This is a genomic window from Psychrobacillus sp. NPDC096623 (assembly GCF_044762655.1).
Lineage (GTDB): Bacteria > Bacillota > Bacilli > Bacillales_A > Planococcaceae > Psychrobacillus.
Window position 1 is genome coordinate 638,768 of the sequence record NZ_JBIWER010000001.1, and the last position, 12,758, is coordinate 651,525.

The 12,758-nt window shown below is 37.3% G+C and carries 9 protein-coding genes; 1 reads left to right on the forward strand and 8 read right to left on the reverse strand.

All coding sequences use genetic code 11. The annotated features are described in order from the left end of the window. Window positions 1–11: 11 nt before the first annotated feature. The 3 genes from ACIQX2_RS03100 to ACIQX2_RS03110 form a co-directional block, all read right to left on the reverse strand. Window positions 12–2,225, reverse strand: coding sequence for a hypothetical protein (locus tag ACIQX2_RS03100; RefSeq protein ID WP_402846845.1), 2,214 nt, complete (start codon window positions 2,223–2,225; stop codon window positions 12–14). Window positions 2,226–2,466: 241 nt separating this feature from the next. Next, the gene (locus ACIQX2_RS03105) at window positions 2,467–2,616 is read right to left on the reverse strand and encodes a YwzD family small protein (protein ID WP_402846847.1); all 150 of its coding nucleotides are present in this window, start codon (window positions 2,614–2,616) and stop codon (window positions 2,467–2,469) included. Between the two features lie 192 nt (window positions 2,617–2,808). Next, window positions 2,809–5,004: a choice-of-anchor I family protein gene (locus ACIQX2_RS03110; RefSeq protein WP_402846849.1), complete on the reverse strand. Its 2,196-nt coding sequence runs from the start codon at window positions 5,002–5,004 to the stop codon at window positions 2,809–2,811. Window positions 5,005–5,473: 469 nt separating this feature from the next. Here ACIQX2_RS03110 and ACIQX2_RS03115 point away from each other — a divergent pair, with 469 nt between their 5' ends. After that, window positions 5,474–6,835 (forward strand): FAD-binding oxidoreductase, encoded by a 1,362-nt coding sequence (locus tag ACIQX2_RS03115; RefSeq protein ID WP_402846851.1) that lies wholly within the window; start codon window positions 5,474–5,476, stop codon window positions 6,833–6,835. Window positions 6,836–6,944: 109 nt separating this feature from the next. Here ACIQX2_RS03115 and ACIQX2_RS03120 read toward each other — a convergent pair whose 3' ends face one another. The 5 genes from ACIQX2_RS03120 to ACIQX2_RS03140 all read right to left on the reverse strand — a co-directional run bounded on the left by ACIQX2_RS03120 (window position 6,945) and on the right by ACIQX2_RS03140 (window position 12,490). Next, the gene (locus ACIQX2_RS03120) at window positions 6,945–8,270 is read right to left on the reverse strand and encodes an aspartate aminotransferase family protein (protein ID WP_402846853.1); all 1,326 of its coding nucleotides are present in this window, start codon (window positions 8,268–8,270) and stop codon (window positions 6,945–6,947) included. A gap of 59 nt (window positions 8,271–8,329) precedes the next feature. After that, window positions 8,330–9,193: an ABC transporter ATP-binding protein gene (locus ACIQX2_RS03125; protein WP_402846855.1), complete on the reverse strand. Its 864-nt coding sequence runs from the start codon at window positions 9,191–9,193 to the stop codon at window positions 8,330–8,332. Beyond that, complete coding sequence (locus ACIQX2_RS03130; RefSeq protein WP_402846857.1) at window positions 9,183–9,980, reverse strand: ABC transporter permease; 798 nt, start codon at window positions 9,978–9,980, stop codon at window positions 9,183–9,185. Before ACIQX2_RS03130 ends, ACIQX2_RS03125 begins: the two co-directional genes overlap by 11 nt. Before the next feature lie 81 nt (window positions 9,981–10,061). Continuing rightward, window positions 10,062–11,051 (reverse strand): ABC transporter substrate-binding protein, encoded by a 990-nt coding sequence (locus ACIQX2_RS03135; RefSeq protein WP_402846860.1) that lies wholly within the window; start codon window positions 11,049–11,051, stop codon window positions 10,062–10,064. Window positions 11,052–11,155: 104 nt separating this feature from the next. Then, window positions 11,156–12,490: a sigma 54-interacting transcriptional regulator gene (locus tag ACIQX2_RS03140; RefSeq protein ID WP_402846864.1), complete on the reverse strand. Its 1,335-nt coding sequence runs from the start codon at window positions 12,488–12,490 to the stop codon at window positions 11,156–11,158. Between the last annotated feature and the right edge of the window lie 268 nt (window positions 12,491–12,758).

Genomic DNA, 12,758 nt, shown 5'->3' on the forward strand with positions numbered 1-12,758 from the left:
TTCACTGTGAACTAAGCCACTAGCATTTCCAAATTCATTTGTTGTGGTACGATTGGCTGTGATTTTAATACCGCTTCAATATACGGTTCGAGCATTTCTTCTATATATTCTTCTCTATCATCAGAGGCATGGATGAGCTTTATAGTCTTTGGTAATTTCTTTTGATCAAATACATAATCCATCATAAAGTTCAGCTCTTCACGATTCAATCCTAGTTCTTCCGAGTTGGATACGAATATTTTTTTCATTAGCTCATATATTCCAACCGAATCATCTTCAATAAAGTGATCAAGCGCTTTTTTAGAAGCCTTCGCACCTACCCAACCACCAATCATACCACCTATGAAAGTACCCACAACTGGCACAACAGAGCCTATAGTAGCACCAGCTGCAGCACCGCCAACACTCGCACCAGTGGAGCCGACGTTTTTGAACAATTGCTTTCCAGAAATCCTACCTGCAATTGCATCATATATAGAGCCACTAGACATTACAGCAGTTGCTACTGCCATTGTTACCATATTACCTCTCAGCACTTTAGATAATTGATTTGTCGCTGCCGCTCCGTGAATTGCCTTTTTACCCGATTGTCTGAGGAATGTATTTACAATCTTCGCCGATGCCTTCGAACCTAAAACTTTCTTTGTCATATAGTCTGTCATCGGTCTGAGGCTTTTTTCCACTGCTGTTCGGCCAATATGTTTCGTTGCAATATGGGTAAAAATAGAGGTTCCAAACACTTTAGAACCCGTGTTCATCGCATTTTTAGCAGCTTCCTCTATATCTTCGCCTCGCCAAATACTTTGTGCGAATGAAATAGTAACGGATATTCCGAGAGCCTGTGACGCCTGAATCATTCCAGAGCCTGCGTCGTAGACAATTCCTTCGATTGTTCCTGCTTTGGCAATACGCCGAGCAGTATTATATGTAATATTTCCTTTCTTTACGATATCTTTTGCAGCATCCGGATCTGTAATTCCGAGCTCTTTCATATCTCCACGTTCAATGCGTGCTTGCATCGATTTAATAGCGTCTTCGTATTTATCTTTTGGCACTTCAATTGCCATCGGTTTTCCATCATTTACATAACGGAATACACCTCTATCGAAGCACTCTTCGATGCATATACCACCTGTTCTACAGTATTTTGTCTGAATATATTCATTACCAACAATTCGATCAGCGCCGTTTAGTTTATTGTCATGCCCCTCTAAAACAGCATCCTTTCCTTTTAACTTATCAATCATATGGTTGGCATGCTCTGCAGCAACACCATGCCCTCTAGATCCCAAAATCCTTACATCATCTGCATAAACTAGGGATGTATTATACATCGAAGCACCAAAGATACCTGCATTTAAAAAGTCCGATCGCAATTGCTGCTCCACTTTAATGGATTGAGAGGAAATTGTCTCCCCACCTTGCACTCCAATTAGAAAGTTGGAAACTACATTAATAGCATAAACGATAATTGGAATCTCGTTTTCATCGTTTTTCAAATGGACTTCTCTTAACTCGGCACGTAATGTAAAGAGCAAATCCTCCGTTATTACTTTCATTTCCCAATATGAAAAATCCCTAGCTTCAGGATATTGCCAGTCCCCTTTAGAATCTAGGCGTATTGCCCGCAGTAATCTTTGGATCTTTAAAAAAGCAAAATATCGTTTATTATCCTCAAAGGTAACTTCTACTTCCTGCTCAAAATAATCGACAAGTGACAAAGTTTTTGCCGGTTTATTGTAATACTCCCAAGCTTTTGGGCGTAATGTTTCCAATTGAAAATCGACATTAAATAAGTGAGATATTTCTGGGTTGTCTTCTGCTTTAGTATTTAGATAATCCTCCACAGACATTACCCGGTCATATAAACCAAAAGGAAAACGATAATGGCAGGCAATGGAAAGCACAGCAGCAGATAACTTCACTTTTTCAGGATTCATACTTTCTTCCAGTAGGCTTTGGAGTTTTATCTCTTGCACCATTTCTTGAATTATTTGAGTCAAAGCATTTATGTATATCGTGAATAATTGATGCTGCATACTGACGGAAAAGTTCTTCTCATCAATCGTAAAAATCCCTAAATTGTCTTCTACCTTTTTTCTAAATAAAAGAAAAGCGTCACGTTCGATCGGTGTGAGTTCTTCCTGCCGCTCATCGAAGTCCAAAATATCAATCAGTAAACGCGTCTCTAAATCTAAGCTGTAAACCTGAATTCCCTCTTTCAAGAAAGCCACTTCCCTATATAATAATAAGCAATATTACCCAATTCATTTTAGTCCCTTTTACACTAGTGGACAAGTGCTTAAACGTATAAAAGATTACCAGAATTTAGATTCTATGAAATGGACAGCCTATAAAATCTGAAAAATAGCCCATAACCTTTCAATATAGCCCATACTGGCTAGAGCTAAGGAAACTTACTCCACAAAAAAACCACCCTTATGAAAAGGGCGGCACAGCAATCTATTATTTACTTGTATCTTTAAATAGGATTTTCAATTGCTCGGATAACTCATCGATTAGCTCGCTTGCTTTGATAGTTTTATTCTCGTTTCCTAGCGTATAACCGTATTCCAATACTTTTATAATTTCTTCATTCAATTCTACTGTAGTCATAAAATAATCCTCCTGCAATATATTCGCTTCTCTCCTTTACCCTAAATGACCTTTTAATCTTTCATTTTTTCAATTAAATAGCTGATCAATTAGAAAAGAACGCCATTTCTGACGTTCTAAATTTGCATATTGTGAACTACCACATAAACTCAAAAACTAACACATAAATCACTCTAACCGCCACATAACAAGTTATTTACCAGTTGTTTTCGATAACATCTCGGAAATTACTTTGGCAGCTTGTGCACGGGAAGAGCTTACCTTAGGTTGGATTTCTCCATTTTGGTTGCCTGTCATTACTCCTAGCGCATGTGCTTTTTCAATTGCTTCTTTAGCGTAGCTACTAATTTTATTCGAATCTTTATATTGTTTTACCTGTTCAACTTGTACTTTAGTATTTGTTTGATATTCGTAAGCTCGTACGATTATTGCTGCCATTTGCTCACGAGTTAGGTATTCGTTTGGTTTAAAACTTCCATCTGCTTTCCCTAATATAATTCCAGTCTCCATCAGCGCTTGGATTTCTGCTTGTGCAGCTGCTGGAACATCGGTGAATGTCCGTTTATTCGTTGTCGGTTTTACATCTAAAGTTCTCGCAATCATCATAGCAAATTGTATGCGAGTTACTTTATCCTCTGGGGCAAAGTTCTCTGCTGTTTTTCCTTTTACAATTCCTTTTCCTACTAAATCCTCGATAAATGCATGTGCCCAATGACTAGGCTTTACATCTTTAAATTTAGGACCGTTTGGCAACTTTTTCCCACCAAACTCATAGACAGCTACTGTTCCTGACACCTCATGCGTTGCTGCTAAAAGAGGATAGCCGGTAGGACTATTTTGTGCATCTATAAATCGTAGCCCCTCAGGAGATACATCTCCTTTTATATCCGCAGTAAAATCACGGCTCGAGATTAACGTGACAAATTTAGGGCTTAAAGGATTAGACAGGTCGTACACCATAATTCCACTAAATCTCTCCAACGCTATAAATGCATAGTTTGTTCCATTAATCTGACCACTTACGGCAGTTTCGGGCTCTGGTCCTTTTGCGGAGCTACGCTTATCATATACAATTTCTTCATTGTCTGTATTAAAGAATTCTGGTTTTGCGTTAGCGGTAATTTCCTCAAATTCGCTTCCACTGTCGTACACTAGCTCCATCGTAGCAGCATCAAATATCGAAAAGCTACGCCCCCCATATGTATACAACGCTTCATAGTTTCCATCTTCTGCTAAGCCATGTTCCAAGGTTATTTTAGTTTTTTTAATATCTTTGAATAAACCACCGGCTACTAGTTTATCTAACTCGGCTTGCGTGTAACCTTTATAATTATCTGCTTTTAACTTAATTTTATCTGCGATATCTGCAATTTCGGCTTCCTCACTATATGCCTCATAATCACGAGAATCGCCTTCATTTGGAGTTAAAATATACGTTTTACCATCGTGCGTAAATGTATCAATTGCATCAGGCATATACAAGCCTAATAGCGGAAGACGTTCAATCTTTGTTTTATCATCTCTTTTTCCGTCTAATTCATTTCCTTCAACTGAATGATCTTTTACACCTAGACCCTTTACGTGTAGAATTTTTCCAGCCTTCAAATCTAACGTTGCAATTGCATTATTCTCTTGCATAGAAATATAGGCAAAATTACTATCTGCTGAAACGGAAATGTACTCAGGCTCTAATTGCTGTAAAGTTGTCCCTTTCGAATTTACATGAACTTTATCATCTAACTCTACATCTTTGAAGGATAAGTTATGTGCTTTAACATTAATTACACCATTCGACACATCTATGATGGATACCGTACCCTCAGGATCTACCGAATAGTCGTCACTTGGCTCACCTTCATTCGCAACAATTGCTTTAGAACCGTCTGGCGTGAAAGTCACCATATCAGGTAACGAACCTACCTGCACCTGAGACAAAAATTCACCAGATTTCGTTAAAAATACAATATAACCTGGATCCGTTTTAGGGTCACTTACGACTGAGACCGCAACTAAATCCTTCGTTGGATGGGCAGCTAAACTAGTAATATCTTTTACTCCGTTAATTCCAAAGTCCTTCAAATATATACGCTTTAGCGACTTCACATTCGTGAAATGTCCAGACTTCAACTTTTCAAATGAAAGAATATCAATGCCAGATTCAGCACCATTTGTCACAAATGCGCGTTTTAGCTTCTCGTCATAGGTTAAAATTTCCGTTCCACCAATTCCAGAACCACTGTCATACTGAGCAATTTGCGTAACTTGTAAATCTTCCCCTTTATATTGAAACAAAGGCGGTTGTTCCGCAAGTACATTATAAGAATGACTCCCGGCCATTAAAATTCCTACTGCCGTAATACCTGAAAATAACTTTGTTTTAAAATCCAACATTCATTCCTCCTAATATATTATCTAAGAGTAAACTTTACTTACCAATTGTTAAGCTAAAATGAATAAGAAGTAATTTTTTTGTATTATTCATTTATTTTAACTTATCGAACTTAACATTGAATTAATTCTTCAAAACAACCAATAGATAATGTAATAAATAACTCCAAACTTGAAAATCTAGTGGGCATTATTTGGTGCTAGCTCATTTGATGAGTAATTGTCAGAAATGTTCTTTACACAAGGTCTCTTCAAGATTATTTCTTCACCTATTGAAATTGAACTCTTGCTAGTGGGAACGGCTTTTATTACAATTAATATTATTCAGAATTTTCTTTTTAATATTATTACTGTTTAGCAGTTTTAATCACGTTGTTTTTAGGTCAAGTAGTAATCAACCTCGTTGAATTTCTTTGATTTATTGTGAAATTGATTCTAAAAAATTTAAATAAGTAAAGGATGTTATCAGGTGTTTATCCAGAAATTGCTAGAGCGTCTCGGAGAGGAAAAAGTTAGCCAAAATGAAAACGAATTGTTTCGTCATAGCCATGATGAATCTTTTCATCCACCTGTAGAGCCAGAGGTTGTCTGCTTTCCCACAGGACGAGAAGATATAGAAGGGATTATGCAGGTAGCACGCGAGTATAAAGTACCTGTAACACCATTTGGTGCAGGATCTGGTTTAGAAGGGCAAGCAATTCCAATTCAAAAAGGGATTTCTATTAACTTTGAAAATATGAATAATGTCATAAAGTTTTCACCCGAAGATTTAATGATTACGGTACAACCAGGTATTACACGCTTACAGTTAAATAAGTTTGTAAATCGACATGGCTTAATGTTTCCAATCGATCCAGGTGCAAATGCAACGATTGGGGGAATGGTGGCTACGAATGCGAGCGGTACTACAGCAGTTCGCTATGGATCTATGAGAGATCAACTGCTCGATCTAGAAGTTGTTTTGGCCGATGGAAGAGTAATTCATACAGGTTCACATGCTAAAAAGTCGTCTTCTGGATACCATTTGACTGGCCTATTTGCTGGATCCGAAGGTACATTGGGCATCATCACTGAAATTACCTTACGACTTCATGGGATTCCAGAACATACGATAGCAGCACGATGTACATTTAGTACACCAAAAGAATGTGCTGAAGCCGCTCAAACTATTTTACAAAGCGGGATACCAGTCATGCGCATGGAGCTAGTTGATGCAGATAGTATTGCACAAGTGAATGCATATGGGGACTATAATCTTCCAGTTGCTCATTCCCTATTTTTTGAATTTGCAGGTATGATGACCTCGGTTGAGGAAGAAGCAAAGCTTGTAGAACAATTAATGCGCGAACTAGATTGTGACAACTGGGATGTCGCAAGTGGATCTAAAGAGCGAACGGAACTTTGGAAAGCACGTCATGAAATGTCCTATGCATACCAACATGTAAAAGGATTGGCCAATACAGGAGCAGATGTGTGCGTTCCAATATCGAAGCTATCAGAACTTATTGTATATGCTCGCGAACTAATTAATGAAGCTGGATTGACAGGAGGCGTGCTGGGGCACGTCGGCGATGGAAATTTCCATACAATTGTTCTTTATGATCCAAAAGTGGAAGGCGAGTTTGAAAAAGCAGAGTATACAAACGAAGCACTCGCAATAAGAGCAATCGAAGTTGGTGGAACATGTACAGGCGAGCATGGTGTCGGACTTGGTAAGAGAAAATTCCAAGATAGAGAACATGGTGCTGCAGTTTCCGTTATGAAACAAATGAAGCAAATATACGATCCAGAAAGATTATTAAATCCCGGAAAAATATTTTTCGAAGATTAATGAATCATAAAAAGATCTGTTGGCAGTTTTATTGCTAACAGATCTTTTTGACTGAAATGTTGTTAACTCAACATTTCTGTCTTTTACTTTTTTAGCGAGGCTTTATCGTCTAAACTAACTCGACAGTTACTAACGTCGATTCGTATTCTGTTATTGCTTCATCTAACATTTGTAAGCCTTCGTCAATTTGCTCTTTTGTCACAACTAATGGCGGAATCATTCTGATTACATCTCCATGGTTTCCACAGAGATAGAATAATACTCCTTTTTTTAGAGCCAGATCCAAGATCTTTAATAACCCTTCTCCATTAGGTTTACCTGTTTTATGATGAATAACTTCAATACCTATCATTAAACCAACAGCACGAATATCCCCAAGAACACTATGTCGTGCTTTTATATTTTCTAGTTGTTGGACTGCATAACTTCCCATTTTTCTAGTGTTTTCAAGAAGATTTTCTTCTTTCATAATCTCTAAAGTGGTCAATGCGACCGAACATGCAATAGGATTGCCACCAAATGTTGTGCCGTGACTACCAAGCGGCCATTGCTTCATCAGTTCACTAGACGCAACTGTTGCGCTAAGCGGAAGACCTGATGCAATTCCTTTTGCTATTGCCATAATGTCTGGAGTAACATCGAATGTTTGCGCAGCAAACCATTCGCCTGTACGACCGAATCCGGTTTGCACTTCATCAAAAATTAGTAAAATTTGATGGCGATCACAAATTTCTCGTATTTTCTTTAACCAACCTTTAGGTGGAACAACATAACCGCCTTCTCCAAGAACAGGTTCTAAAATAACACAAGCTACCTCTTCAGGTGTTACTTGATGATTAAATAATGTTGCAAAGTCATTTTCCAATTTATCGATTACGTAAGTTTCAGGATCAACCCCTGGAGGGCATCCTTTAACATTTGCATAAGGTATTTGATATGTAAGCCCTGATGGTTGCATAAATTTACGATATTTACTTTTGGACGTTGTTACACCTAATGCACCTAATGAACGACCGTGAAACCCACCAGTAAACGAAACTACATATGGCCGTTTCGTTACATACTTAGCAAGTTTAAGAGCACCTTCAATTGCTTCTGTTCCGCTATTTGCAAAGAAGAAGCAATCAAGATTCCCAGGCATAATTTCTGCAAGTTCATCTGCTAGCTTCAAGATAGATTCATACATGATTACTCCCGAAGGTCCGTGTACTAAACCATCTGCAGCATCTTTTATCGCTTGAACAACTTTCGGATGACGATGACCGACATTTGTTACAGCAATACCAGATGTAAAATCTAGGTATCTATTTCCATCTGCTCCGAAGTAGTAACAACCTTCCTCTTTCACAACTGGTAGATTTGGATGATCCTTAGCCATACTCGGAGCTAACCGATTCGGCATGTTTTTTAGTAGATGACCCCAATTATTTTCCATAAAATTGACCTCCATAATCGTATTGTGACACTTAAAATAACTAGGTAGGAAGAGAATTTCTAATGAATAGATTTCAAACTTTCTTCCCGAATGAGAGATAATAATTCCTCTTTGTAATTTCCAAATTCAACTGTGCTTTTCATACTAAATTCTCTTGGTCGTTCCAATGTAATTGGAATTTTTTTCTTTAAACGTCCAGGTCTTGCTGTCATAACATAAACGGAGTCTGCTAAAAAGATAGATTCATCGACATCATGTGTAATAAACAAAATTGTTTTTTTAGACTCTTCCCATGCTTTTAGTAATACTTCTTGCATGATCGTTCTAGTTTGGGCATCTAGAGCACCAAAAGGTTCATCCATTATTAGTATTTTGGGATCGTTGGCCAAAGCACGAGCAATAGCAACTCTTTGTTTCATCCCTCCAGATAACTGGATAGGGTAATGTTTCTCAAACCCTACTAAACCTATTAATTGTAAGTAGTGTCTTGCGAGATCATCCCGCTCTTTTTGAGGAACATTTTTTAACTTTAAACCAAATGTAATATTGTCTTTAACATTTAACCATGGATACAAAGTGTAAGATTGAAATACCATTCCACGATCTGGCCCAGGTCCATTAATTTCTTCCCCATCTAAGAGAACTTGACCTGAAGTTGACTCTTCTAAGCCCGCTACGATGCGTAATATGGTGGATTTTCCACAGCCTGAAGGTCCTAAAATGGTTACAAATTCTCCATCTTCTACAGTAAAAGAAGTCTTTTCGAGTGCTACTGTTTCTCCAGATTTCGTTTTAAATATTTTGCCGACGTCTTTAATTTCTAACTTTGGTGTGGTGGTCTTTGGAATAGCAGTACCTTGTATTTTTGAGTCGGAACTTTCTCCCGTAGTGTCTTGTTTCTGTGTCACCATATTAAAATCCATCCTTTCTCATCCAAGAAAACGAAGCTCGGTAAATGGACTTAAACATGATATCCGTAATAAGCCCCAATAAACCTATTATCAATATGCCTACAATAATTTTATCAGGCTGCAGGAAACGAGAGGCTTGCATAATCATATGTCCCAAACCGCTAGATGCTCCAACAATCTCAGCTACTACTAAATAAGTCCAAGCCCATCCAAACGTAATACGAAGTGTATCCACAATTCCTGGTAGGGAAGCGGGTAGAATCACTCTTGTGAAGAGTTGAACATTCTTAGCTCCTAATGTATAGGAGACATCTATCAGATCGTTTTGCACATTTTTTGTAACATCCATTACCATAAGAGTAAGTTGAAAAAACGTTCCTAAGAAAATAACAGACATTTTCTCTGCCTCACCAAGGCCAATCCATAATATTAATAATGGAATAAATGCTGAAGCTGGCATATAACGGATAAAACCAATAATTGGTTCAAAAGCGCCTTCCATAATTCGTAACGATCCCATAAGTATCCCTAATGGTATCCCGATTAACGCAGCAACTAGAAATCCAGTAAATACTCTTGAAAAACTGATACCAATATCTAAAAGAATATCCCCACTTACAAATAACTTAACGGCTGTTGCTAACACTGTTGTAGGAGTAGGTAAAAATATGGCATTAACAAACCCACTATAACTTAAGATTGACCATAATCCGAGAACAACAAGAAATGTGATGAACCCAACTGAAGTATAAATTTTCTTTGGTATTTCTTTTTTAGGAGTAAACCACTTATTTGCCATCAAAAATCCCTCCATTCTATACATCTTTGTGGAATGGTGTCGTTAACGTTTACTTTAAATGTTAACGACACCTCTACTCCTTTACTTTAGAAAACTAGGATCGATTACATCTTCTGCTTTTACATCTTTCTCAATCACTTTTGAATCTTTGTAAAACTGAATAGTATTTTCTGTCGATTCATAAATAGATCCTTTTTCACCATCTAGACCAAATAAGTTGTCATTGTCTTCTTTTGAGAAAAATTTCAATCCTGTTTCAGTTGCTTCAAACTCTGCTACATCAATACTAAGGCCTTTTGCCATTATTTCATTTGCTTCTTTTTTATTGTTCTTCCAATAATCCATCGCTTCACCCATTGCTTTTACAAATGCTTTTATATCTTCAGGGCGGTCTTTGATAACATCTTCTTTAAAAGAAACAGTATCGATGATAATTCCAGGTAAATCTTTTGTAGATAACAATACTTTCCCGTTTGCTTGTGCTCCTTTAGTTAACCAAGGTTCCCAAGTAACAGCTGCATCTACCTGTCCAGCTGCAAACGCCGCACCAGCATCACCAGCTGACATTTGGACGACTGTTACATCCTTTTCAGTTAGTCCACCTTGAGCTAATGCAGTTAATGCAAGCAGTTGACTTGTTGAACCTACTTCAAAGGCCATTTTCTTCCCTTTTAAATCTTCTACACTATTAATATCATTTTTTACAAGAATTCCATCGCCGCCATAAGAATCGTCCAATAACCATACAACTTTAACTGGAATACCAGCACCAGCAAGCGTTATTTGTACATCTAGCGCAGTTGCCATACCATCCACTTTCCCTCCAGCTAAAGCTGCTTTACGCTCCCCTAAGCCTTCCACAATAGAAAGTTCAACGTCCACCCCATTTTTTTCAAAAAAACCTTTTTCCTTAGCTAAAAAAAGTGGACCATACCCTGTCCATGTTGGAAGAGTCACTTTTAACGGTGTCGATACTTTCCCATTTGTAGCGATTTTACTTTCTTCCTTCCCACAAGCTGTTAACACGATAAGTAATATTAGTGAACATACAACCAATGACCATTTCTTCAACCTAATTCCCCCTATTAATTTGAATGTAAAAGTGTTTTTTCCACTATGTTCCTATAAATTTTCTAGCCTCTTTTTTATCTCCCCCTTTCTAAGGCAATATGAATTTATTCGTTTTTCTTGTCTAAAGAAGTAGAGTACTTTTTTAACTTACGAACGACAGAAGGTTGACTAATTCCTAATACATGAGCCATTTCCGTAGTCGTCTTGTAACGCTTTTGTGTATTCAATAGTACTTTCCTTTCAACAAACTCCAATATATGAGGTAAACTTTGACCGTCTAATTCAATACCAATTTGTTCCCCTTCTGATGGTTGGTATTGTATTGGCAAATCTTGAAGGGTGATTAAATTCGTTTCACTTTCAATAACAATTCGCTCCATTACGTTTTTTAACTCACGGAAGTTTGCTTTCCATTCAAGCTGAAGGAGGTGGATGTACACATCATCCGCAATTTTCTTATTGTATTGATATTTCTTATTGAATGTTTGTAAATAAAAAGAAAAAGCTTTTTCAAGATCTTCTGGTCTTTCACGTAATGGTTTCAAAGCAATGGATGTAATGTGAAGTAAGTAAAATAGATCTTCTCGGAATTTGCTTTGATGGACGAGTTCTTCCAGTGGTATTTCGCTAATGGCAATAATTCTAGTAGTCGTTTGCTTGTTTAAAAGGGTAAAAAGGATTGCTTGGGCAGCTATTGACAGTTGGTCAATTTCCTTTAATACGAGAGTACCGCCCGATGAAAGAGAGAGATAACCTTGGGATTTAGTGTCTAGTTGACCGACGAAAGCGTCCTCAAATATAGAGTCCGGTATTGATCCACAATTAACTTCAATGAAAGAACCTTCACTGTAACTGCTTTGAGCATGAATAAACTTTGCTAGCGATGTTTTTCCAACTCCATGCTCACCTTGAATGACAATGGGAACATCAAGACGTGCCATTTTATGAGCTGTTTTGATAGCACGAGCAGAAGAATGACTTTCCATAATCAAGCTACTAATTTGAATATGCTGATCTCGTAAGTAGGCAAGCTCTTCTTTTACTTTGGACATTTCGGTTTCTAAATCTTGCAAGTACTCTTTCATGACGATTAGTTCAGAAAGCTCGTAAGAATAACTAATAACAAATTCAACCTCACGCTGGTCATTAAAAAGCGGAATACCTGTTATTAATACTTTTCGTCCTGATGGTGTCATTTGAACGGTCACAATTTTTTTCTTTTTTTCAACAACTTCAGGAGTAATAGCTGGAGAGAAAATACCTTGAGCTTGTAAGTCTAAAACTGATTTCCCTAAAAGTTCAGAAGGACTCATACCGTAGTGTTCACCGCTTATTTGAGTAACTTTGATTATTTTTCCTTCACGGGAAGTTATAATGATATCTTCGTCATAGGTATCAATAATTTCTTCCACGCTATTTGGAAGAAAATACATCGACATCATACTCTCCCTCCTTTATTCATTCTTGTATAAGACTATACAATATTGAATAATCGAATTGCAACAAAAATTTAAATTATTCTAATAATTTAGTTGAAAAATATTTCTTGTAAAAAAAGTGGTGAAAATTAAGTTCTTTTCATTTTTAACAACTCTATTTTTCATAGACAAAAAAGTCGGGAACTGGGACGGTCAATCCAATAAAAATGGACCGAGTCTATTTGTATAGATTTAATGAGAGTTTACTTATGTAAAGCTTATGCTCTTG

Coding starts and splice junctions, on each gene's coding strand:
- ACIQX2_RS03140 (WP_402846864.1), bottom strand. CDS start 12,490: ATGTCGATGTATTTTCTTCCAAATAGCGTGGAAGAAATTATTGATACC.
- ACIQX2_RS03120 (WP_402846853.1), bottom strand. CDS start 8,270: ATGGAAAATAATTGGGGTCATCTACTAAAAAACATGCCGAATCGGTTA.
- ACIQX2_RS03105 (WP_402846847.1), bottom strand. CDS start 2,616: ATGACTACAGTAGAATTGAATGAAGAAATTATAAAAGTATTGGAATAC.
- ACIQX2_RS03130 (WP_402846857.1), bottom strand. CDS start 9,980: ATGGCAAATAAGTGGTTTACTCCTAAAAAAGAAATACCAAAGAAAATT.
- ACIQX2_RS03125 (WP_402846855.1), bottom strand. CDS start 9,193: ATGGATTTTAATATGGTGACACAGAAACAAGACACTACGGGAGAAAGT.